26 protein-coding genes and 2 tRNA genes are annotated in these 22,754 nt (G+C 28.8%); 17 read left to right on the top strand and 11 right to left on the bottom strand.

What is annotated here, in order from left to right; genetic code table 11:
* Nucleotides 1-17: 17 nt before the first annotated feature.
* The 3 genes from BBIDN127_RS02035 to BBIDN127_RS02025 are packed head-to-tail and all read right to left on the bottom strand — an operon-like array spanning nt 18 to nt 3,273.
* Nucleotides 18-1,232, bottom strand: a complete 1,215-nt coding sequence (locus BBIDN127_RS02035) for a TraB/GumN family protein (protein WP_014023650.1) — start codon at nt 1,230-1,232, stop codon at nt 18-20.
* 23 nt (nt 1,233-1,255) lie between these two features.
* Nucleotides 1,256-2,383, bottom strand: coding sequence for a chemotaxis protein CheB (gene cheB, locus BBIDN127_RS02030; RefSeq protein ID WP_014023649.1), 1,128 nt, complete (start codon nt 2,381-2,383; stop codon nt 1,256-1,258).
* A 32-nt stretch (nt 2,384-2,415) separates the two neighbouring features.
* On the bottom strand, nt 2,416-3,273 hold the full coding sequence (locus BBIDN127_RS02025; RefSeq protein WP_014023648.1) for a protein-glutamate O-methyltransferase: 858 nt from the start codon (nt 3,271-3,273) through the stop codon (nt 2,416-2,418).
* A gap of 249 nt (nt 3,274-3,522) precedes the next feature.
* Here BBIDN127_RS02025 and BBIDN127_RS02020 point away from each other — a divergent pair, with 249 nt between their 5' ends.
* Complete coding sequence (locus BBIDN127_RS02020) at nt 3,523-4,143, top strand: diacylglycerol/polyprenol kinase family protein (RefSeq protein WP_014023647.1); 621 nt, start codon at nt 3,523-3,525, stop codon at nt 4,141-4,143.
* Here BBIDN127_RS02020 and BBIDN127_RS02015 read toward each other — a convergent pair.
* From BBIDN127_RS02015 to BBIDN127_RS02005, 3 genes are read right to left on the bottom strand one after another with little or no spacing between them, the layout of a single operon-like run.
* Nucleotides 4,131-4,910 carry a hypothetical protein gene (locus tag BBIDN127_RS02015; RefSeq protein WP_014023646.1) on the bottom strand — a complete coding sequence of 260 codons (780 nt, stop codon included), beginning with the start codon at nt 4,908-4,910 and terminating at the stop codon, nt 4,131-4,133. The genes BBIDN127_RS02020 and BBIDN127_RS02015 overlap by 13 nt on opposite strands.
* Complete coding sequence (locus BBIDN127_RS02010) at nt 4,907-5,785, bottom strand: DNA/RNA non-specific endonuclease (RefSeq protein ID WP_014023645.1); 879 nt, start codon at nt 5,783-5,785, stop codon at nt 4,907-4,909. Before BBIDN127_RS02010 ends, BBIDN127_RS02015 begins: the two co-directional genes overlap by 4 nt.
* A complete protein-coding gene (locus BBIDN127_RS02005) occupies nt 5,782-6,411 on the bottom strand; it encodes a hypothetical protein (RefSeq protein ID WP_014023644.1) in 630 nt (209 codons plus the stop codon). Before BBIDN127_RS02005 ends, BBIDN127_RS02010 begins: the two co-directional genes overlap by 4 nt.
* Nucleotides 6,412-6,591: 180 nt before the next feature.
* Between BBIDN127_RS02005 and BBIDN127_RS07210 the strand changes: the two genes are divergently transcribed.
* Both BBIDN127_RS07210 and manA read left to right on the top strand, forming a co-directional pair.
* Nucleotides 6,592-8,469, top strand: a complete 1,878-nt coding sequence (locus BBIDN127_RS07210; RefSeq protein ID WP_014023643.1) for a fructose-specific PTS transporter subunit EIIC — start codon at nt 6,592-6,594, stop codon at nt 8,467-8,469.
* Nucleotides 8,466-9,581, top strand: coding sequence for a mannose-6-phosphate isomerase, class I (gene manA / locus BBIDN127_RS01995; protein ID WP_014023642.1), 1,116 nt, complete (start codon nt 8,466-8,468; stop codon nt 9,579-9,581). The genes BBIDN127_RS07210 and manA overlap by 4 nt, the downstream gene beginning before the upstream one ends.
* Before the next feature lie 49 nt (nt 9,582-9,630).
* Here the strand turns inward: manA and BBIDN127_RS01990 are convergent, their stop codons facing one another.
* Genes BBIDN127_RS01990 through BBIDN127_RS07785 form a run of 3 tightly spaced genes read right to left on the bottom strand, consistent with a single transcriptional unit; the run spans nt 9,631 to nt 11,277 of the window.
* Nucleotides 9,631-10,242, bottom strand: a complete 612-nt coding sequence (locus tag BBIDN127_RS01990; protein WP_014023641.1) for a DUF3996 domain-containing protein — start codon at nt 10,240-10,242, stop codon at nt 9,631-9,633.
* Nucleotides 10,243-10,252: 10 nt separating this feature from the next.
* A complete protein-coding gene (locus tag BBIDN127_RS01985; protein ID WP_014023640.1) occupies nt 10,253-10,864 on the bottom strand; it encodes a DUF3996 domain-containing protein in 612 nt (203 codons plus the stop codon).
* Nucleotides 10,861-11,277 (bottom strand): hypothetical protein, encoded by a 417-nt coding sequence (locus tag BBIDN127_RS07785; protein WP_044054954.1) that lies wholly within the window; start codon nt 11,275-11,277, stop codon nt 10,861-10,863. Before BBIDN127_RS07785 ends, BBIDN127_RS01985 begins: the two co-directional genes overlap by 4 nt.
* A 165-nt stretch (nt 11,278-11,442) precedes the next feature.
* Here BBIDN127_RS07785 and BBIDN127_RS01975 point away from each other — a divergent pair, with 165 nt between their 5' ends.
* Together BBIDN127_RS01975 and proS are read left to right on the top strand one after the other, a co-directional pair.
* Entirely contained in the window at nt 11,443-12,120 is a 678-nt protein-coding gene (locus tag BBIDN127_RS01975; RefSeq protein ID WP_014023638.1) for a DUF2259 domain-containing protein, read from the top strand.
* A gap of 52 nt (nt 12,121-12,172) precedes the next feature.
* Entirely contained in the window at nt 12,173-13,639 is a 1,467-nt protein-coding gene (gene proS, locus BBIDN127_RS01970) for a proline--tRNA ligase (protein ID WP_014023637.1), read from the top strand.
* Nucleotides 13,640-13,650: 11 nt separating this feature from the next.
* On the opposite strand, the gene BBIDN127_RS01965 is transcribed toward proS, so the two are convergent.
* A complete protein-coding gene (locus BBIDN127_RS01965; protein ID WP_014023636.1) occupies nt 13,651-14,853 on the bottom strand; it encodes a dicarboxylate/amino acid:cation symporter in 1,203 nt (400 codons plus the stop codon).
* A gap of 106 nt (nt 14,854-14,959) precedes the next feature.
* Between BBIDN127_RS01965 and BBIDN127_RS01960 the strand changes: the two genes are divergently transcribed.
* A complete protein-coding gene (locus BBIDN127_RS01960; RefSeq protein ID WP_014023635.1) occupies nt 14,960-16,510 on the top strand; it encodes a hypothetical protein in 1,551 nt (516 codons plus the stop codon).
* A 9-nt stretch (nt 16,511-16,519) separates the two neighbouring features.
* Here BBIDN127_RS01960 and BBIDN127_RS01955 read toward each other — a convergent pair whose 3' ends face one another.
* Nucleotides 16,520-17,179, bottom strand: coding sequence for an ankyrin repeat domain-containing protein (locus BBIDN127_RS01955; RefSeq protein ID WP_094248962.1), 660 nt, complete (start codon nt 17,177-17,179; stop codon nt 16,520-16,522).
* A gap of 338 nt (nt 17,180-17,517) precedes the next feature.
* Between BBIDN127_RS01955 and BBIDN127_RS01950 the strand changes: the two genes are divergently transcribed.
* From BBIDN127_RS01950 to rplL, 11 genes are all read left to right on the top strand, one after another.
* Nucleotides 17,518-18,549 carry a hypothetical protein gene (locus BBIDN127_RS01950; protein WP_014023633.1) on the top strand — a complete coding sequence of 344 codons (1,032 nt, stop codon included), beginning with the start codon at nt 17,518-17,520 and terminating at the stop codon, nt 18,547-18,549.
* 13 nt (nt 18,550-18,562) lie between these two features.
* On the top strand, nt 18,563-19,411 hold the full coding sequence (locus BBIDN127_RS01945) for a hypothetical protein (protein ID WP_014023632.1): 849 nt from the start codon (nt 18,563-18,565) through the stop codon (nt 19,409-19,411).
* A 73-nt stretch (nt 19,412-19,484) separates the two neighbouring features.
* Nucleotides 19,485-19,557: transfer RNA gene (locus tag BBIDN127_RS01940), tRNA-Thr, on the top strand.
* A 27-nt stretch (nt 19,558-19,584) separates the two neighbouring features.
* Nucleotides 19,585-19,764: a 50S ribosomal protein L33 gene (rpmG, locus tag BBIDN127_RS01935; protein WP_002556991.1), complete on the top strand. Its 180-nt coding sequence runs from the start codon at nt 19,585-19,587 to the stop codon at nt 19,762-19,764.
* Between the two features lie 8 nt (nt 19,765-19,772).
* Nucleotides 19,773-19,845 (top strand) — tRNA-Trp (locus BBIDN127_RS01930).
* Nucleotides 19,846-19,872: 27 nt separating this feature from the next.
* On the top strand, nt 19,873-20,043 hold the full coding sequence (gene secE, locus BBIDN127_RS01925) for a preprotein translocase subunit SecE (RefSeq protein ID WP_002556990.1): 171 nt from the start codon (nt 19,873-19,875) through the stop codon (nt 20,041-20,043).
* Between the two features lie 23 nt (nt 20,044-20,066).
* Nucleotides 20,067-20,621, top strand: a complete 555-nt coding sequence (gene nusG / locus BBIDN127_RS01920) for a transcription termination/antitermination protein NusG (RefSeq protein WP_014023631.1) — start codon at nt 20,067-20,069, stop codon at nt 20,619-20,621.
* A 51-nt stretch (nt 20,622-20,672) separates the two neighbouring features.
* Nucleotides 20,673-21,104 (top strand): 50S ribosomal protein L11, encoded by a 432-nt coding sequence (gene rplK, locus BBIDN127_RS01915; RefSeq protein WP_014023630.1) that lies wholly within the window; start codon nt 20,673-20,675, stop codon nt 21,102-21,104.
* Entirely contained in the window at nt 21,104-21,784 is a 681-nt protein-coding gene (gene rplA, locus BBIDN127_RS01910) for a 50S ribosomal protein L1 (RefSeq protein WP_014023629.1), read from the top strand. Before rplK ends, rplA begins: the two co-directional genes overlap by 1 nt.
* Nucleotides 21,785-21,788: 4 nt before the next feature.
* Nucleotides 21,789-22,277 (top strand): 50S ribosomal protein L10, encoded by a 489-nt coding sequence (gene rplJ, locus BBIDN127_RS01905; RefSeq protein ID WP_014023628.1) that lies wholly within the window; start codon nt 21,789-21,791, stop codon nt 22,275-22,277.
* A 70-nt stretch (nt 22,278-22,347) separates the two neighbouring features.
* Complete coding sequence (gene rplL / locus BBIDN127_RS01900; RefSeq protein ID WP_014023627.1) at nt 22,348-22,722, top strand: 50S ribosomal protein L7/L12; 375 nt, start codon at nt 22,348-22,350, stop codon at nt 22,720-22,722.
* The last annotated feature ends 32 nt before the right edge of the window (nt 22,723-22,754 follow it).

Below are 22,754 nucleotides of genomic sequence, written 5' to 3'. Positions count from 1 at the left end.
TTTATTATTTTAAGGGTTTATTTGAAAACATTTAATAAAAATTTAAGTCCTACAATTGTTCCAATTGTAGATCCAAGGTTTACAAAAAGCACTATTAATAGAATTCTTGTAACTTTGTTTTTGAAATATCCTTTTATTGTCGACAATTCTTCTTGTAGATTTTCAAAATCTTTGACCTTTGGTTTGTTTATATAAGCTTCAACAAGTCCTGCCACCATGCCTGTTCCTATGAATGGTATTAAGGAGAATATTGGAGAACCTACAACAGCTGTTAAAATTGTTAAAGGATTGGATTTTAATAAAATGGATGCGATGCCTGAAAAAAGAGAGTTAGATATTATCCAAAGCTTTAAATTTTTGTAAGCAAAATCAAATCCCTTAAAGTAAAAAGAGCTTACTATTAGTAAAATGATTGAAATTGCAATCAAGTAGGATAGCATCTTGCTGAATGAAAAATGTTTTTTAGGGACTCTATCGAGTTCTTCAACGTTTATTATTTTATTATTTTGACTTATTTCTTTTAAAGTTCTAATTATTCCGTTTACATGACCTGCGCCCACAACGGCAAGAATAATGCCTGTTCCTTCAAGTATTTTGTTTGTAATAAATTCATCTCTTTCATCAATTAAAACTTTTTTTACTTTGGGTATTTCTTTGGAAAGTTCTTCCATTATTTTTGAAAGAGCGTCTTGTTCTTTGAGTTTTTCAATTTCATCTTTTGTAATTTTTGCATCTGTTAGGGAAAAAAGGCTTGAGATTATTTTTGCTTTTTCAAATATTGGAATAGATATCCAAGCTCTTTTTAGAGTTGTCTCAATTTTTCTGTCAGCAAGAATTAGTGGAATATTGTGTTTTTTAGCTTTTAAAATAGCTGTTTTCATTTCTTCACCAGGCTTTATTCCCTGTTCTTTTGCTAATTTTTTTTGGAAGTTGCTAAGAATTATGTTTATTATGAGAAAGAAGGCCCTTCCTTGTTTTAAGGCTTTATCTATATCTAAGTTTCTCCATTTTTCATTTTCATTAGTGTTTAAGATCGAATGGTAGCGAGCCTCATCAAGTTCAACGGCAATATAGTCTGGCTTTAAGATTTCTATTAAATTTGCAGTATCTTCTGAGCTTTTTTTTGACACGTGAGCAGTTCCAAGTATATATATTGTTTTATTGTGTATATTAAATTTACTTACATGAGAAAAACAGTCTTCTGTTTTGGTGTTTTCTTGTTTATTGTCCAAAAAATATTCCTTGTTTAAAAAATTTAGCTATTAATTAGTATAGCTTTTAATAATTTTACCATATGGTTTAGTGGAACTATATAGTCTATATTGTTTTCCTTTATTGCTATTTTTGGCATTCCAAAAACCATGGAACTTTCTTGGTCTTGCGCAATAGTTAGTCCCCCAGCTTTTTTTATATCTCCAATTTCTCTTGATCCGTCATTTCCCATTCCAGTCATTATTAGCGCAATTGCCTTGTCTTTTGCAATCTCTGCTATAGATTGAAACAATACTCCAATAGATGGTTTGTGACCATTTATATGTTTGCCATCGAGGGTTTGTATTTGATAGTTACCGTAGATTTTTTTGATTTTTGTATGATATCCGCCTGAGCTAATGTATGCATGTCCTTGCTTTAATATTTCGTTATTCGTGGCTTCTTTTACGTTTATTTTGCAAAGATTGTTAAGATTTTTTGCAAATTCTTTTGTAAATCCTTTAGGCATGTGTTGAACAATTATTATTGGGGGAAAGCTTTCAGGTATTTCTGGTAATATTGATTTTAAGGCTGCGGGGCCTCCTGCTGATACTCCAATTGCTATTATGTCAAATTTTCGCAGTTTAAGTTTTTTTATTTCTTTTTCATTTAATATTTTTTCTTTTGCATGTTCTTCAAGTTGGGTTAATGAAGAAATATCATTTTTGTGATTTAAAAAAAAATTAGCTCTTTCATAGTTTTTTGTATTCACATCTTTATTGCAAACAATTTTGTTTTTTATAGATATCGATCCATAGGCCAAAAGCAAATTAATAATTTGTTCTTTTTTGATTTCATGTGATTTTTTATTTTTAGATACTAAAATAAGAGCATCGGCGCCCTTTAAAGCGGCAATATTTATTAGGTTTTGATTTGAAGAAGTGACGACAATTGGTATTGTTTTGGTTATATTGTTTTTTTTCTCCAAAAATAGAATATCTTTTATATTGTTTTCTTCTAAATTCATTAATATTACTTCAGGGTTATGTTTTTTAAGTTTATTTGTTGCAAATTTGCCATTAGAAGCAGTTGCAATGACTTGGAGTTTTGGAGACGAATTGATAAGGTCTGATATAAGTTTTCTCTTTACAGCAAAGTATTCTATGACAAGTACAGAAATTTTTGTTTCCACCGTTACTTTTTCCCTATTTTATTCTTGTTTAATTATAACTTATATTTATTTTGTGATTTAAATTTTTCTTTTTGGCCGCTAGTATCTTTTTTTTCATATATTATTGCCCAAGGTGTTTTTAAAAATTTAAAAGGAAGGTTGAGCCCAAAAAGTGATTCTGAGTGCCCTATAAATAAATAACTGTTTTTAGACATATTGTTGTAAAACTTTTTAAGTACTTTAATTTTTGATTTTTCATCAAAGTATATTAATACATTTCTGCAAAAAATAACATCAATTTGTGAAAAATTACTTTCAAAGTTTAGGTTATGATAGTCAAATCTTATATGATTTTTAATTTCATTTTTAATTTTATATCCGTTTGAATGAGGATATATATAGTGCCTGTATTCTTTAGGAATATTTTCACATTTATTTGATGAATAATATCCTTCTTTTGCTATCATTAAAGATTTTAAGCTTAAATCAGAGGCAATAATAACAAAATCTATTTCTTTTGGAAGCTTTGATTTGAGTACAAATGCTAATGAATAAGGTTCTTCTCCTGTTGAGCATCCTGCAGACCAGATAATAATCCTATTTTTTTCTTCTGTGTTTTTAATATTAATTAAATTGGGAATTACAAATTTTTCAAAAGTTTGAAAATGTAGTGAATTTCTAAAAAATCTTGTTAAATTAGTTGTGACTAAATCCAAGAAATATTCTTTTTTTAATTTTTCACTAATTATTAAATTATAAAGTTGTGATGGGCTTTCAAGAGCAAGATCTCGTACTGCGTCATTCACTCTGCTTTGAAGAACAAATTTATTTTTTTCATCAAAACGAATTCCACTGTTGTTATATATAAAGTCGCAAAATTTTAAAAATAGTTTATCTTCAATTTCTAGCATTTTTGGGAACCCGATTAATTCTTCTCTTTATAAATAAGTATTACCTATTTATAATAAATCTCTAGGTAAGAATATTTTTTTTGAAAAAAAATTGTAAAATTAATACAAGTAATTTTATTATAAGGCATAGTTTTATAAAAATGTTTTTGTTTATTTTAATTTATTTGCAATAATAAATGAGGAATTTAATGAGTGTTGGAAAAAATATTTGCAAATGTCGATTTAATATGCATTTAAAAAAATCAAACGATGTTTAATAGGATTAAAAGAACAATTCTTAGAGAAGATATTAAGTATGAAATTTTTAGAAAATTTTTTCATGTTTTTAGCGTAATAGTTTTGGTTTTTTATGGAATAAATTTTTGGATAGGACTTGTTTCTAATATACTTTTTATGATTTTATATTTAAGTTCTGAAATTTTTAGAATTACTAACAAAAAATTACTTTTTTTTGAAAATATTTCAAACATAATATTAAAATCAAGAAAAATATTGCCTAATAAAGTATCTTTTTCGCCCGTTTTTTTGTTTTTAGGCATATTGATGTCATATTGTTTGGCTATGCATCCTTTTAATTACATTGGAATATTTTCGGTATGTCTTGGTGATGGATTTGCAAGTCTTGTTGGAAAGTTAATTCCTTCTTTTAAGCTTGTAAATAATAAAACGATTTCTGGAAGTTTTGTTGTATTTTGTGTTACTTTTTTTTCATATTATTATTTTTTCCCTTATTTAACAGTAGCTTTAATTCTTGGAATTTTAGCAGTATTGGTAGAGCTTTTTGATTCTGCTAATTATGATAATTTATTTTTACCACTTGTTGTTTCAATTTCGTCCTATTTTTTAACTTCCTTTTTTTATAGCCAGTAAAAGAAAATTTTTCCTGATTTTTTTAAGTAGATTGGTATGCCAATTGAGATTGGGAGAAAGGCATAAGGTATTTTTAGTAAATTCAAGTAAATTCCGCTTAATATTAAGAGCATTGAAACAAAAAGTAAAAAATAATCAAAGCTTTTTTTTCTTAAAAAGGCTACTATAAAGTTTGTTAAAATAAGCAATAAGAATGCGTCTATGTAAAATTTTGTACTTTCGATTTTAAGAATGCCGTGGTTTTGACTATTTTCGTACGAATTAATAGGCATTGTGTAACTATATATGCAGGCAAAGATCAAAATAATATAAATTGTGTAATGTATTGATTTTATTTTGAAATCGCATATATATAAACTTAGAAAAAATAAATTTAATAATGAAAAAGTGTTTACAAAAAGGATAAATTTTGTAAATAAATAATAACTTGAATTTAGGTTATTTTTTAAAAAAAAATCTTCAGAGACCAAAATAGGTTCTAATGTATATGAACTAATAAAACAATAGAAAAATATAAATTGTATATTGTTGGTTCTTTTGTAGTTAATATATGACCACAGCGAGCCTATGATTCCAGCAATAAATATGGCTAATTTATTAACCAATATTATAAAATTATTATTGTAAATTTCTAGAATATAATTTTGATAATTTTCATTATATTTTATTTTATAAGAGAAAGTCAGTATAACTAGTGTTGCTAAAATAAAAATTATAAAAAGAAAGAGATTAATAGAAGAGTTTAACTTTGCAAATATTGATTTCATTTAAATTTCCAAGAATGCGTGTTTTGTATTTTTTTAATCTTTTTTTTGATTTTTGAATCAAGTTTTTCAAAAAAATCTATTTTTGTTTTTTTTTCAATTGAATCGACGCTAACAACATAATTTTTCAAATCCAAGTCTTTTGCTTTTTCATTTGGGATAATAAAAGAGATTATATCATAATAATTATTATTAATTGCCAATACTATTTTATAAAAATTTTTAGGTATCAAAATTTTGTTTTTGCCAATAAATCCTTTATTTTCTGTTAAAATTCCAGCGCTAATGATATATATATATCCTTTTGAGATTGCCCATTCCCTTACTAATTTTTCAAGTTTTAGCCAAATTCCAGAATTGAATTCGCTTTTTTGAGGTGACATATTTGATAAAAAATATGTATCTTTCATTGCATTTTCAGAAAAAGACATGTCTGCAGAACTTACTATGTGTCCTCTGTCGTAACCGCTTTTAAAGTAATCTTCAAGTTTTGGAAAAGTGCCCCTGATGTTGGTGTCTTCAAAGAATTTGGTGCTCCTTTTAATTTTTTTTGATTTTAACAAAGTTAATGCTAGTTCTACCATTTCTCTTTTAAGTGGATAAGCAGCCCATTCGGATTGTCTTGCGCTTTCAGCATACCCTAAGGTGTAGTGTTTTTTGCTTATTATTTGAGTAGTAAGATATCCTTTTGGTATTAATTGGGATTCTTTTATTGGAATAGATTTTGTAATGGTAATGTATTTATTTTCTATTATTTCTAAATAGTCAGAAATTTTGTGTTTAATTTGTTTTAAGGCTTTGGGATTTAAGGAAAAAAATAAAAATCCTGTTAGGCATAAAATATAGCAGTAAAGAAGAAATTTTGACCTTTTTTTCATGTTTCCAACTCGTTTTCGTCCTTAAAATTATATCTAATAGTGAAATCAAAAGAAATGTTAAATGTATCTAAAAATAAAAAATCAATTTTAAAGTCCACCCCCATTAAAGGAATTGCCTTTTTAGAAGAAATTTCAATAAACATATAAGGCTCTATCACATAAGGCAATTTTTCGTAAAATCGAATGTCTCCTATAAAATTTGTAGATAGGTAAAAACGACCACCTATGCCAATGGTAGCTGAAAAATATTTTGTTTTTTTAATTAAGTTTGCAATGTGCCAGTTTATTCCTCCCCCAATATAAGATTTAAAGTATTGCATTTTTTGGGGGATATTAAGGCTTTCTTTTGTTAATATCATAGCAACAATTAAAAAATCAAAAGTATTATTAGAAAATGTATAATAGGGTCTAAAAATAAGGTGTTTAATATTTGAATTTAGAAAAAATCCAATTCCAATTCCAATTCCTGTTGAGTATGTGAATCCTCTTTCTGGGCTAAAAAAATTAGAACTTTGTTTGAGTTGATTATTTTTTTCATTAGCATTGTCTTCTTCGTTTACAAGTGCATTTAAAGTGGGAATGATAAGCAATGTTAAGAAAATACAAATGTTTGGATTTTTTTTCATAAACAGATTATTTTAAATAATATAAAAATTGTTTTTCCTTTTCAATATTTTCAATATTATTACGTGTATTTGTAGAGAATTTCCCGGTTAGCTTAAAAAATATTTTTTATATTAGGTGGCTGTAGTATGCTATTTTATTGTATATTATACAATATGTTTAATTACTAGGAGACCACAATTATGTTTTTTAATTTTTTGAAAAAAGATCTTGTATTTATTTTGCCAGAAGTAAATTCAAAAGAAGATGTAATTGATTTTTTAGTTGAAAAAGTCAATGATAGGGGATATATAGACAATAAACAAGAGTTTCTTCAAGGAATTCTTGATAGAGAAAAGATAGGTGACACTTCTTGGGAAAATGGGGTTGCAATTCCTCATTTTATAGGAGATGTTGTTAAGACCAGTTTTATTTCGTTGCTTTGCATTAAGGGCGCTGGGGTTAAGTGGTCTGAAGAGAATCCTCCTGTTAATTTAATATTTTTGATTTGTATGTCAAAAAAGCAACAAGGTAATGAGCATCTTAAGGCGATTGCTTTTATAGCTAAACTTTTTGAAGATGATGCTTTTCAAAATGCTTTAAGCGGGTTTGTTACTACTGATGACATTTATTATTATATAGAAAATGTTCAAAGAAAAGCCAAAGAAGAGGTTTTTGGAGCTACAAAAGCAGAAAAAATAGTAGCCGTAACTGCTTGTCCTGTTGGAGTTGCCCATACATATATTGCAGCAAAGAAAATTGAAAATGAAGCTAAAAAGCAGGGTTACAGCATTAGAGTAGAAACTCAAGGATCTATTGGCATTGAAAATGCCCTAACTGAAGAGGAAATTAGGAATGCAGCGGTTGTAATACTTGCTGTTGATAAGGATATTGATGAAAAGAGATTTGAAGGTAAGAGAGTTTATAAAGTTTCAACTGTAAAAGCGATAAACAATACAGAAAATATTATTAATGAATCTTTTAATGCGCCAGTATTTAAAAGCAAAGATTCTGGTGCTAATAGTGCTTCTAAAGCTTCGATTGTAACCGGCAAGGGCAGTTTTTATAAATATTTAATGAGCGGAGTATCTCCAATGATTCCTGTTGTTGCAAGTGGGGGAATTTTAATTGCTCTTAGCATTGCTTTTGTTGGGATTGGTCCTGATGGGCCTAATTTTTCTGAGCATCCATTTTATAAGCAGATTGCAGATATTGGTTCTGTTGCTTTTGGGCTGATGCTGCCTGTGCTTGCTGGTTTTATTTCAATGTCAATTGCTGATAAGCCTGGTCTTGCGCCCGGTCTTGTTGGCGGAGTAATGTCTGGAAATGTAAAAGCAGGGTTTTTGGGTGCAATATTTGCAGGGTTTCTTGCAGGCTATGTTGCAAGGTTTTTAGCAAGAAGATCTGTTCCTGAATGGTTAAGGCCCGTTATGCCCATATTTGTAATTCCACTAATAAGCACTATTATTGTTGGTTTTTTTATGTTGTATGTTGGTGTTTATGTTGGAGAATTTATGGGGGTGCTTGAGAGTGGGCTTAAATCTTTACAGAGTAATTCAGAAACGTTTGGCGTGTTGGGCAAAATTTTCTTAGGCTTAGTATTAGGTTCAATGATTACTGTTGATATGGGCGGGCCTTTTAATAAAGTGGCATTTCTTTTTGGTGTAGGACTGATTCCTCAAGTGCCAGAAATAATGGGAATGGTAGCAGCAGCAATTCCTGTTCCTCCTATGGCTATGGGGCTTGCAACTTTTTTAGCGCCTAAATTATTTGAAAATGAAGAAAAAGAATCTGGCAAAATAGCCTTTTTAATTTCATTTATTGGTATTAGCGAGGGGGCTATTCCTTTTGCTGCTAGTGATCCTGGACGAGTAATTCCTTCAATAGTGATGGGGGGGGCTGTGGCAAGCATTATTGCTGCTTTTTTAGGTGTTGCTAATCATGCTCCACACGGAGGACCAATAGTGCTTCCTGTTATTGATAATAAATTTGAGTTTATTATTGCAATTGCTGTTGGAGTTGCAGTTGCAACAGCTTTGGTAATTTTTTTGAAATCTTTAAAATTAAAGGAATCTGAATGAATGAAGATAATATTTTTTTAATGAAAAATAATATTAAAGAATATGATTGGGGAGGAATTAATTTTATTCCCAATCTTTTGGGCGATAAGATTGATGGAAAGCCTAAAGCTGAAATGTGGCTTGGAGCACACAAGACATTTTCTAGCAAGATTTTATATAAAAATGAATATGTTCTTTTAAGTGATTTTTTAGAAGACCATAAAGAGCTTTTAGGCTGTGATGACGAATTTCCTTTTTTATTTAAGGTATTGTCTGCAAATAAACCTTTATCTATCCAAATCCATCCTTCTAAAGACATTGCCTTAAAGGGGTATGAATTAGAGAATAATAAAGGGATAGATATTAATGATCCTAAAAGGATATATAAAGATAAAAACCCCAAAATTGAACTTATATATGCCTTGAGTGATTTTTATGCACTTAAAGGCTTTTTACCTTTGGGTGAGATTAAAAAAATTTGTGAAATGTTGAGATTAGGTTTTGACTTTCAATCACATAAAGATTTTGTGAAGACCATTTTTGATTTGCAAGCGCATGAACTTGAGAAGATTATTGAAAAGGTTTTAAAAAATTTGGATCTCATTGATAATTTTAGGGGCTATTGGTTTAATGAAATTTACAATATTTATGGTATAGATGTAGGACTTTTAGTGTTTTTGGGCATGAATATTTTAAAGCTAAAGCCGGGAGAAGTTGTTTATACAAATAGTCAGGAGGTTCACGCATATCTTAAGGGAGAATGTATCGAGCTTATGACTAATTCCGACAATGTTATTAGGGCCGGTCTTACTACCAAGTATATTGATAAAGAAGAGATGCTAAGAGTTGGTCAATTTGAGGAAGGAGAGTTGTCATTTCTAAGTCCTGATTTTCAAGATAATTTTAGCGTGTTTAGACTCCCAAATACTAATTTGAAACTGATTCAAAAAAAAATGAATGAGAACATTTGTATGAATAGAAATAGCGCAATGATCTTGCTGGTTTTAGATGGGTGCGTGAGTATAAATAAATCCTTAAACCTTAAAAAAGGTGAGAGCATATTTATAGGCAAAAAAGCTGAAAACTTGTTTGTTGATGGGGATGGTCAAGCTTTTATTGCTGGTTTTAATTAAAATTAAGCTTGCTTATGAGCTTAATTTTAATTACCAATTAATTATTTGGTTAATTAAATGCAAATTTTATGAATCCAAATCCAAAAAAATTGAATTTAATTCCTTCAAATAAAATGCTTGGTTTTGTTAGCAATATTGTTGGCCCTAGTGCAGGATAAATTTTAAATCCTATGGATAAATTTTTTGCAAAGTTATATTCCATTACAAAAGGAATTCTTATAACTGCACCTATTCTCTCATAATCCGTTTCTTCTTCTTCATCAGGAGGTATAAGGGATGTTTTTGACCAATCTGCACCTATCCCAATGCCACCGCCGATTTTCATATATTGTCCAATTTGTTTTTTAAAAATAATATCTATTCCGCCGTTTAGATAATTTTCAAAATTGTTTGACTTAAGGCCAATAAAACCCCCATATCCAAAATCAATATTTACATAAGGAATTGTAATTATAATGTTTGCAATAGGATCTCCTATTCCGATACCCATTGAAAATAAGTCATAACTTTTTTTTTCTTTTATGTCTTTAAGCTTTGCGATGCAGGTAGTTGAATCTTCTTCCTTGCTGCATCTGACCATATAATTGTCAGATGCAAAAGAAAGGTGTACTACACCTAATATTAATGTTAAAATATGTATTTTTTTAAAATTTTTTATCATTTATTCTCCATTATATGTATATTTTTATAAAGCCCGTGCCTAAGAAATTAAATCTAGCTCCTTCAAATGACATTGGACTGCCAAGTAGCATGGTTGTTCCAATAGTAGCAACAGCTTTAAATCCAATCACAATATTTTTAAGAAAGCTGTACTCTATTACCAAAGGTAGCCTTACCACAATCCCTATTCTATTTTGAAGAGAAGCTACTTGTTGTGCTTCATTCTCTTCCTCTTCTTCAGTTTTTTCATTCGATTTTTCAGGACTTCCTTTTGACCAATCTGCACCTATTCCAATGCCCCCAGAAATCATAGTGTTTTTATGTATTTCATCTTTAAATAAAAGATCTACGCCCATCACAACATAGGGCAAGAAATTGTTGGGTTTAAGGCCTACGAATCCTCCGTAGCCAAGGTCTATGTCTACATATGGAACAGATATTGTAATGTTTGTAAGTGGATATCCAATTCCAAAACCTATGCCAAATAAACGGCGTACAGACTCTTCTTTTGCAAGAAGTTTGTCAAAATCAAAGTCATCTTCGGTTATACTTTTGCTTTTTGATTGGGCAGTTAATAAGCCCGTTGTTAATATAAGTATTATTGTTGCTAATAGCATTCTCATTGAAATTCTCCTTTTTTATTTTCAATTTTAGATATTATTTTTACAATATTTTTAATAAAGCATAAAAAATTAAAAATATCGATATTTATTTGCTTATTTTGATAGCAAAACTTTATTGTTAAATTTTTTATTGTTTTGTGTATCAAAGTTTTGGTTATCAAAAAATTTTTAATCACAAATACAGGTATTATTATACTACTTGACTGTATATTGATGTTAATCTTGTTTGTTTGTATAGGATTTTTGGAAATATATTTTTGTGGTGATTTTTTGGCCTTTGAAAAAAATATAAGTTTATTAATTTGCAATAAATAAGTTTTTTTGCAGTGTTTTATCTTAAAGCTCTTGAAAAAAAACTTTATTTGCCCCAAGGCTTTTGAAGTTAATTTTAGGCTATTAATTCTTTTTTTCAAAAATTTATCCCAAAAATTTGAATATTAAATTTTTAATCTATAAACAAATAGTATATCAAAGTTTTGAATTTGAAATGTTGTTTTGATATTATTTTAAGTAAGAGTAAATTAATTATAAATAAGATTTAGTACATAATTTATTGTTATTAAACTTATACGAAGCTTATGATTAAACTGTATATTGTTTTTTTTTATTTTTTTTCTTTTTTATTGGGGTTTCCAGAAAATATTTTTTTTAAAAATTTAGGATTTTCTAATAATGATAAATATTTTATGTTTGGCGAATATGGTTTTGAAAATGGATATTATTACTCTTCTGCATACTTTGTTGATGTTGTTAAAAATAATTTTGCAAACTCTGGAGTACATTCTAAAATTTTTAAGGAGCACATTGAGTATTCAGATAGTTATGATAAAAGTCTTTATGAGCTTTTAAAGATGATTAATTTTAAAGTTAAAGAATTTAAAATTAATCATTTAAGAAGAGGGCGCGAAATTTATTTTTATGTAAAGAGTGAAATTCCAGAAACAGATTTTTTAAATTTTGTTGATTTTAAAACAGGAAACGAATATCAAGTTTTTGTAAATAAAGATATTAATTCTCAAGAACTTTCCTCTTCTTTTAATATTTTTTTATCTGTCAGATATTGTAATTCAACTCTAGAAAAACATTTGACTGTTGGAAGAGGAAATTATTATAGAAAGAATGTTATTGATTACAGAATAAGAGAGATTGTTTTATTCCCAAATGAAGATGGAATTGTTTTTGTTTTGGAAAAAATCATGTTAAATTCTTATGGGAATAGGTATAAGCGCTTTACGGTTGAAGTTAAAAAATATTGAATATAATTGTTTAGTTTTTAAAATAAGTGCAATGTTTTATTAAGGATAATGTATGAGTGATTTTATAGCATCAAAAGAAGATGATTATTCTAAATGGTATTTAGATATAGTTCAGAAAGCAAAGCTTGCTGATTACAGTCCTGTAAAAGGATGTATGGTAATTATGCCTTATGGGTATTCTATTTGGAGCAAAATTCAGAGTGTACTTGATAAAAAATTTAAGGAGACAGGGCATGAGAATGCATATTTTCCCATGCTTATTCCTTATAGTTTTTTAGAAAAAGAAAAGAACCATATTGATGGATTTTCGCCCGAGTTTGCTATTATTAAGGATGCTGGTGGAGAGAGTTTGGTAGAGCCTTTAGTTATAAGGCCTACTTCTGAGACAATTATTTGGAATATGTATAGCAAGTGGATTAAGTCTTACAGAGATCTTCCTATTAAAATTAATCAATGGGCAAATGTTGTTCGCTGGGAAAAGAGAACAAGGCCTTTTTTGCGAACTACCGAATTTCTGTGGCAAGAGGGGCATACTGCTCATGCTACTGAAGAGGAGGCATTAGAAGAAACTTTACTTATTTTAGATGTATATAAAAGATTTATAGAAGACTATTTAGCTATTCCGGTTTTTTGTGGTAAAAAATCTGAAAAGGAAAAATTTGCGGGCGCTGTTTCTACTTATTCAATTGAGGCATTAATGCAGGATAAAAAAGCACTTCAGGCCGCTACATCCCATTATTTAGGTTTAAATTTTGCAAAAGCATTTGATGTGAAATTCCAAGACAAAGATGGTAAGATGCAGCATGTATTTGCTAGTAGCTGGGGTGTTTCTACTAGATTGATTGGTGCTTTGATTATGGCTCATTCTGATGAGAAAGGTTTGGTTTTGCCGCCTCGCATTGCTCCAATAGAAATTATTGTTATTCCTATTTTTAAAAAAGAAGATGAAATTAATAAAAAAATTTTGGATTATTCTGATTATGTTGTGAGTACTTTAAAAAAAGCAGAATTTAGGGTTGAAATTGATAAGGATATTAGAAGCACTCCAGGATTTAGATTTTCATCTGCTGAGTTTAAAGGAATTCCAATACGCCTTGAAGTAGGGATAAATGATGTTCTTTTAAATTCTGTTACTATTTCAAGAAGAGATAAAGACAAAAAATTTAAGTATCAAATATCACTTGATTCTCTTATAAACAAGGTCAAGGTAGAACTTGATTTAATGCAAAAAGATTTATTTGAAAAAGCATTGAATTTTAGGACCTTAAATACCAAGGAGATTTTTAGAAGCAACAAGGATAGTTATGAGGTATTCAAAGCTCATGTGAATGATTGTTCTGGATTTGTGCTTTCTTGTTGGTGTGGTGGTTTGAATTGTGAAAATATTATTAAAAATGAAACTAAAGCTACAATAAGATGTATTCCTGATGATTTTAAAGCCAGAGATTTAACGGGTATGACTTGTATTTATTGTTCTTCTAAGGCCAATTATTTTGTTTTATTTGCCAAATCTTATTAATTTGTTTAGCTTTAATTAATTTTTTCTTGATCCTTCAGCTCTTTGAAATTTATTATATGAATGATTGCAATGTTAAAAGCAAAGTCGATTAGTAAGGCTAAAGAGATTAATATCGGCAGCATTGGCGTTATGTTAGAAACATTCAGCTCTATTCCTTTTGTATAGGTAGAGCAAAGCATTGTAATTATATAAATTAGGCTATTTGGTATATGGGGAAATGCAAATACAAAAAAAAATGATAAAGCGCTCATATAGCTTATTTCATAGATAGAAATGGGCAAGCTAGAATATGATTTTAAAATTATGAAAAATGATATTACTGAAACAAAAATAGTGCCAAATTTAGATACAAAATTTATTAAAGGTATATTTATAATTATGGATTTTTTTATATTTATTCTTTCATTTTTAATATCTTCTATTAATATTACATAAGGGGAATAAGAATCTTTTGCAAGTCCTGAAAATATTATGTTTTCAAATGATACAAGTATTCCCTTATATATTATTTTAAAACTTTTTGTTAATCTATAACTAATTGTTGGCAATATTACGAATAAAATTATAATTGTCCATGCCAAAAAGAATGTTATGCTGTTTGTGTAATTTTGGTAATCTTTAAAGTTTTTTAAGTTTGCAGCATAATCTGCTGTTATAAAAATGATTCCTATATTTAATATATTTACAATAAACCCATTTGCATGGTAAAAAAGATTAGATGCGCTTAGCATTAGCTCTCTGGCTATTCTTCCTTTTTGTTTTGCATAGTAAAAGCTTGTACCTATTATTATTGAAATCATGTATATGCTTAGTAGATTTGGATTACTAGATGTAAATATCTTGAAAATATTTTTTGGAAAAAATGTTTCTAGTAAAGCTTCTTTTTCAAAAAAATGTGTATTTTGTATTGTTTTTTCTAGTATTGGAATTCTTTGCGGAAGATATATTGTTGCAGCTATTATTGATACAACAACTCCAAATATGTTAGTTAAAATTCCGTAATAAATTGTTTTGCCAAAAAGCTTTTTAAAGTTTTTATTTTCAATAATATTTTCAATTCCTAATGGAATTGAAAATATTAAAAAGGGAATAAGAGACAAATATGACAATCTTATAAAAGCATGTGATAAAGAGCTATAAATCCCAAGAGGGAAAAATAATCCTAAAAAGATTCCAATAGGCAGAGTGAAAAAAAAATTGATTTTTATATTCATACGACTTCCCCTTTCAGAGATTTAAGGTACACTGTGTATAATAAATAGTACTAAATTTTTTTGTAAATATAAACTTTAGAGTTACAATTGTACTTGTGTTGTTATATTGCTTGTGGGTGTTTTTGGGGGTTTTTTGTATAAATATCCTGATTCTGTAGATACAGATTTAGATTCAAGATTGCCTAATATTTCAACTTTAGAAGAGCATGATAAGAATTTTTTTACTAAAGATTTTTATAAAAATCTTATTTCAAGCAGTAAAGAAATTGGTTTTAAGCTTCATAAAGTTTTAGTAGATTATTTAAATCCACAGTCGGAAGAGGTTGATAGGGTTTTGAAATATAATCAAGTGATTAACATTTATTGGTCTTTTCTCAGGTCAATTGCAAAAAATATTTCACAATTGACTATGGAGCAGAAAATTTTATTTAGATTTGCTGCCCTTATTCCAAATGCACTTGGATCTGAAATTCAGCTATTGATTTCAAAAACCATTTGGGACAATCATTATAATGAGTCTTTTATTTATTTTGATGAATGGCTTTATGGGGTTAATAGTTTTAAGCTTAGTAGATTAGCAACCGATTTGCCAACGGATAATTTTAAAGAAGAAGATTTGGAAAAAATTTTACTTAATAAGAAAGAAAAACTTTTGGCAAATATTGATTTTGCAAAAAGCAGTCTTAAGAGAACTGATAAAATCAGAGAAGAGGCTCTTAATAAGTTAAGAAGTATGTTTGAATTTTTGTTTTTAAATAATAGTCAAAACGATTTAACCTATATGACTGAATACGGAGTTCAGAGTTCTTATCCCAATTCAATTTTAAAGCCTTTAAATTTTGCTAGTAATTATGTTGATGATCTTATTAAATCAAATCGAGATATTAATGTTTTTATTAATAAAATTGAAGACACTAACAGAGAGCTTTTAGAAATTCAAAATAAAATGAATAATATTGGGATGTCTGTTGAATCGGCTATTGCACATGATGAAGTTGAAGTTATCAGAAGCGCCAATAAACTTGCAATAGGGCCAAGAGGTAATCATTTCCCTATTCTTTTGAAAAATAATATAGTTGCTAACCCTCAATTTTTTGGAAGCAGAGAAAGAATTATGCAGCTTGTTTGGGAAATTGAAGATATTCAGCCCAGACTTTTTCAAAAAGCGTATAGAGGAGACTTGCTCAGAGTAGTTCCTTATTTTATATTAATACCTTCTTATGGTGATAAAGGAATTTGCTGGGAATCGATTGATGTTAAAAACAGAGCAAATGGCCGGGGTAAAGTATTAATCCCTATGTATGCTAAAAACTTAAGAAAAGCGGTTATTTTGGGTATTGGTGATTTTGTTTGGGAACTTGCAAAAGAACAAGCTTCTTTTAGATGGATGGAAACAGGAATTACAGGTCAATATTACGATTATTATGTTAAATTTATTAAAAAGGGAAATGTTAAAAATTTTTTTCTAGAAGATTATTTTCTTTGGATAGAAAAAGAAAGTAAAGGAATTCAAAAACTTGAGAAATTGGTGCGCGGCATAATGTGGAGAAATTTACCCTTTTCTAAAAATTTAAAAGAGTCACTTGCTAAAAAATCTTTTATATACAAAGACCTTATTGATAAAGATAAAAATATTCAAGTATCTGATGGGTATTAAATTTATTTTCTATTTTACTAAAATTCGAACTATTTCTTTGTTTTTAAGCGTTTTAAGTTCTTTTTTATAATTGTCGTCAATGTAAATTTTTTTCTTTTTCAGATATTTAATTAATTTTATATTTTCTGTTTCTATTGCGGCTTGCATTGGTGTTTTTCTATTTTTAAGTGTGGAACTTAAATCAGCTCCGCTTTCTTTTAAAAATTCAAATACTTTTTCGTTGTTAGTATATATTGACCAAAATATTGGAGAATAACCGGTATCATCTATTTGATTAAGGCTTATTCCGTAATCCACCAATATTTTTATGATTTCAAATTCATTGTTTATTATTGAAATTGAAATTGGAGATATTTTATATTTAAAGTTTATTTCTGCTCCAAGATTTAGTGCAAGTAAAACCCCCTTTTTATTGTTGAAAAAAACAGATATTAGAAAAAGTTCATTTTTAACTTTTTCTAAACTTTGTAAGATTTCTTTGTCGTTTATATTTATTGAATTTATAAATTCATTTAAAGTGTCTTTATCTTTTTGATATTCCTTACTATTGAAGACATATAAATTTTTTTGCAATTCTTTTACTATTGAAGTGCTTGTATTAATATTTATTGAATTTAAATTCATTATTATTTGTAATAATAGTAAAAGTATAATGAATTCTTTTTTCATGTTTTGCGAGTTTTATATTCCTTTAATAAAGCGTTTAATTTTAGACGATTGCTTTTTAAATAGGCATTAAATTAACATTTATTATAGGGCATTATAAGATTATTTTTCAACATTTTTGCGTTTACAATTGTAAGTTATGAAATGATTTTTATGATTTTTTAAATATTGAGTTTATACTAAATTTTAAATTTAGGCTTTAGGTTCGTTGTTTTGCTGTTTTTGTATTGATTTTAATATAAAATGTGGCCATGTTAAGTTGGTATTTATAAGAATTTTGACAATTTTTTAAATTGAGGTGTGCATTTTATTATGTACAATTTATATTGTAAAATACTCTTATGAATCTATTGGCCGAAATTGCTAAATTTATTTTGATTTTATTTTTGTATACTTCTTGTAACCAAAAACAAAGCGAAATTCAAAATCTTACTTATCTTTTAAAGTATTCTAATAAGAATAGATTAGATAAATTTCTTATTATTGATAGGGTGGTTAATATATATGTTGCAAATAAAAATTATGAGGACGCTTTAGAAATTGTAAATAGTGGAATTATTGATGATGAATCTAGAGAATATTACCCTTTGTATCTTTATTTAATGGGTAATATTTATAGTTCCATGGGAGAAGATTTTGTAGCTTTTAGTATTTACAAGCGTGTTGTTGATAATTTTGATGATTATGTTTATGAAAACTGTTCAGTGAAAACAAGGGCGGCTAAAAAGATTGTCAATTTAAATATTGATTCAATCGATAAAATCAATTATTACAAATTTATATTAAATACAGGGATTGATAATTTAAATAATGAGGAAAAGGGTAATTATTTTTATAATCTTGCATTAAGTTTGGAAGATGCTCAAGATTACGATGAATCTTATTTTTACTATAAAAAATTTCTTTCAATTCCAAGATCACATTTAAAAATAGATTCTAGAGACTATTTTAATGTTGTTACAAAAATTAATTACTTTAATAATCCAGAGTTTGTTGTTTATAGAAATTTAGGAGATTTAATCCACGATGTTAAAAATTTTATTCTTTCTGGGAATACTTTTAAATTGCTTAATATAAGAGATAAAAATAATTTTTTTATTCAAAGCTGGGATCAAAAGGGTGGAAAGAGCAATTCTATTAATACTAATAGCTTTTTAACTACGATGATTAGGCTTGGAGGGAGAAGGAAAAACGGAATACAATTTGCAAAGCATCTTGAGGCAGATTCTAGTGATGATATATCTTATCTTGAATCAAGCGGATGGGATCATATTCGGGAATGGTATTTTGTTTTTAAAAGAATTGTTTATCCTAAAGATCCAGAAATTAATAATGGTTGGACTTGGATAGGTGTATATTTAGGTAAAAAATAATAGGAAGGAGATAATGCATTTTATTAAGGTTCTTTTTAGTTATTTATTTCTACTTTATTCTAATGTTTCTATAATAAAAGATGAAGCCGCTGAGACAAGTGTGCATAGAATAATCGATTGGGATAGGAAGGTTATTTGTTTTGACATTGTTAAGGAAATTAATGAAAATGAATTTAGACCAGTAGGCTTAAATACGGCGTCTAAATTAATAGCAACCATTAATGATTTTAAAGACACTTTAATAAGAGAATCTCTTTTTAAGATAATTATGGATTCTGAAAATACTTTTAAGAATTATTTTGACTTGAATCCCAGCTTAATACTTAATTTTTCAGGTCCCAATAGTATTTTGAAAAGATCTTATATAAAATATTCAGAAGATTTAAGAAGTTTAACTGTTAGGTATGAGCTTAGTCTTTTCCCCGATTTTATAAATTTATTTTTTTCACATGAAAAGCCTTATAAAGCTTTTTATCCATTGGTAAATTCTGATGTTGATAAAACCGATTATACAGGAATTGTGATTTATGTAGGTGAAGTTTACAATAATGTTTCTGGTTCTAAAAAATTAGAAGACTCTTTTTTTATCAAAATTTATGATGAAAACATTAGACCATATTTTGATAAGAGAATGGTTTCTTCAGAGGCTTTGAAAAAATGGGGAATGCTTGAGTATAGCAATGATGTTCTTTATAATAATAAAAATAGGGTTGGACATCGTCCTTTAAAGTTAGTTGCCAAAAGTATTTATGGTAAAAATAATACAGATATTATACTTGATGAGCATTCTATTAATAAGTTGTTTTCAAATAGTAACAACATTAAACTTTTGCAAGATGGAAAACTTGTTGTAATAAAATAAGAAAATTAAATTTAGTACTTGTTTTTTTCCAAACAATCCACTAAGATAATAAAGAGTTTTATAGGGAATTAGTGCCCTTATAGCTCAGTTGGTAGAGCACCACCATGGTAAGGTGGGGGTCGTCGGTTCAAGTCCGATTGGGGGCTTTTGTTGGTAGTTAGGAGTTTTGTTGTATGGGTAAAAAGAAGGGCAAAGGAGCTGTTGAGCTTATATCTTTGATTTGTGAAGAGACAGGAATTAGAAATTATACCACTACTAAGAATAGACGCAATAAGCAGGAAAAGTTAGAGTTGATGAAATATTGTCCAAAATTGCGAAAACATACTCTTCACAAGGAAGGAAAAATAAAATAATAAATAATAGGTCAGTAGTTCCAACGGTAGAACGACAGTCTCCAAAACTGTATGCTGGGGGTTCGAATCCCTCCTGACCTGTTGTTAGAATTAAAGTGAGGCTTTAAAGTGTTTAGGTTTATCAAAGATAGTATCTTAGAGCTTAAGAAGGTGACGTGGCCTAAGTATAATGAAGTGGTTGGAAATGGAAAACAAGTTTTTTGGCTGGTATTATTTGTTTCAATTTTCTTGGGTATAGTCGATTATCTCATGTTTCTTGTTGTAACTTATGTATTTTAGTTTTATTGTAAGAAGGGTAAATTATGTCTAGAGCTTGGTATGTAGTTCAAACCTATTCTCAATATGAGAAAAAAATAGAGCAGGACATAAGACTTTTAATAAGCGAAGGTGTTTTTGGCGATGTAGTGTTAGATGTTAAGGCTCCTATTGAAAAAGTAGAAGAGATAAGAAATGGCAAGAAAAGAATAAGAGAGAGAAAAATTTGGCCAGGCTATATTCTTATTGAGCTAGATCTTCCGGAAGTAGGTTGGAAAGATGTTGTTGCTAATATTATCAAAGTTCAAGGTGTTATTAATTTTGTTGGTGTTAGTAAGGGGCAAAAGCCTATTCCCATTAATGATGAAGAAGTAAAAAGTGTTTTTATGCTTACTGGTGAGATTAAAGCAAATAAATCCATTTTTATGCTTTATGACTTTGAAGAAGGAGAAAGGGTTAGGATTAAGGGTGGACCTTTTGACTCTTTTGAGGGACTTATTAGTTCTATTGATTATGAAAGAAAGAAATTAAAAGTTGCAGTTCAAATTTTTGGAAGATCAACGCCTGTTGAAGTTGATTTTCAACATATAGAAAAGATTTAAAATTTAATACTAATGGGAGCTTTGAAGGCGTTATTACCATAAGGAGATGATATGGCAAAAAAAAAAGCAATTTCTTGGATTAAATTACAGGTTCCAGCTGCTCAGGCGGCTCCAGGAGCTAAAATAGGGCAAGCGCTTGGTCCTCATGGAGTTAGTGGTCCTCAGTTTGTAAAAGAATTTAATGAGAGAACCGCAAAGATGGATCCTGGCATTGTGGTTCCTGTTATTATTACTGTTTATAGCGACAAAAGTTTTTCTTTTATTATAAAGACTCCCCCAGCTTCGATTTTAATTAAAAAAGCTATTGGGATAGAATCGGGATCTAAAAAATCTAATACAGATAAAGTTGGAACTATATCAAGAGAAAAGTTGATGGAGATAGCAAGAATTAAAATGCCTGATTTAAATGCAAAGTCAGAGTCAGCAGCGTTTAAAATTATTGCAGGAAGTGCACGTTCAATGGGTGTTGAGGTGGAGAAATAATGTCAAAAAAGGGTAAAAAATATATTGAAGCTTTTTCCAAAGTAGATAAGAATAAATTTTATAACATTGAAGATGCAATTTCACTGTTGAAAGAAATTAAATTTGCCAAATTTGATGAAACTATAGATATATCTATTAACCTTAATTTAAAAAAGAATCATACTGTTAGAGACACTATAGTTTTGCCAAATCAGTTTATGAAGCCAAAAAGAATACTTGTTTTTGCAAAAGGTGATCGAGCAGATGAAGCTAGAGCTTTTGGTGCAACTTATGTTGGCGATGATGATCTTATAGATAAGATTAAAGGTGGTTGGGATGAATTTGATATTGTTGTTGCAACTCCTGATATGATGAAAGATGTTGGAAGACTTGGCCCTATTTTAGGGAAAAGGGGGTTAATGCCCAATCCAAAGACCCAAACAGTCACAAATAATCTTAAAGATGCAATCAACAGTCTTAAAAAAGGGCGAACAGAATTTAGAGCAAATAAAAATGGTGTAATAAGCTTTTCTTTTGGTAAATCTTCTATGGATAATGAAAAGATAAAAGAAAATTATGAGGAATTTATCAAGGAAGTTGTTAAAAAAAGACCGAGTGACTTAAAGGGAGCTTTTATAGATAGTATTTATATTTCATCTACTATGGGGCCTTCTATAAAAGTTAATTTTGTTTGGAGGTAACATTATGATTGCAAAGATAAATTCTAAAAAGTTGGAAATGTTTGATTTATTAAAACAATTTGTAGATAACAAACAAAATCTTTTTTTCTTAGATTATAGAGGCTTAAATGTAGCTCAGTTGACAGAACTTCGCAATAAAATAGAGAGCGAACATGGAGCATTAAAAGTTGTTAAAAACAATATAATGAAGATGGTTTTAAAAGAAAAGAATATTAATGTTGTTGATTCTTGTTTGGTTGGCCCTACGGTTGTTGTTACTGCATTAGAAGAGGCTAATGTAATAGCAAAAATTTTTTATGATTTTGTAAAAAGTAGTACTTTAAAAGTAAAGGGCGGTTTTGTATTAGGAGAGTTTTATGATGAGGCTAAAGTTCAAGCTTATAGCAAACTTCCTACCAAAAAAGAATCTATTTCTTTATTTGCTAGCGTGTTAAAAGCGCCAGTTTCTAAGCTTGCAAGAACATTGAAAGCTTTGGCTGATGTTAAAAATTAACATGGCAGTGTTAGTCTTAATTTTTGAGTGCATGCTATCACTGTAAAATGAAAATATATAAGGAGTTAATATGGCACTAAATAAAGAAGATATTTTAGCCTGGCTTGAAGGTGCAAAAACTATGGAAGTTGTTGACCTTGTAACAGCTATTGAGGAAAAGTTCGGAGTAACTGCAGCTGTTTCTGTTGGTGTGGGGGGAGCTGTTTCAGCAGGTTCAGCTGATTCTGAAGAACAAACCGAATTTGATGTAATTCTTATGTCTTTTGGGGATAGCAAAATAAATGTTATAAAAGAGGTTAGAGCTATTACGGGACTTGGTCTCGGAGAAGCTAAGGCGTTAGTTGAAGCTGCTCCTAAAGCTATTAAAGAAGGTCTTTCTAAGTCAGATGCTGAGGAATTAAAAAAGAAACTTGAGGCAGTTGGCGCAAAAGTTGAAGTTAAATAAAAAATTAAAAATATATCAAAGTTGTTATATCC

Origin of the sequence: Borreliella bissettiae DN127 (assembly GCF_000222305.1) — a bacterium.
Lineage (GTDB): Bacteria > Spirochaetota > Spirochaetia > Borreliales > Borreliaceae > Borreliella > Borreliella carolinensis.
The sequence above is the reverse complement of the archived record's forward strand: the minus strand, read 5'-3'. Positions and strand labels throughout refer to the sequence as shown.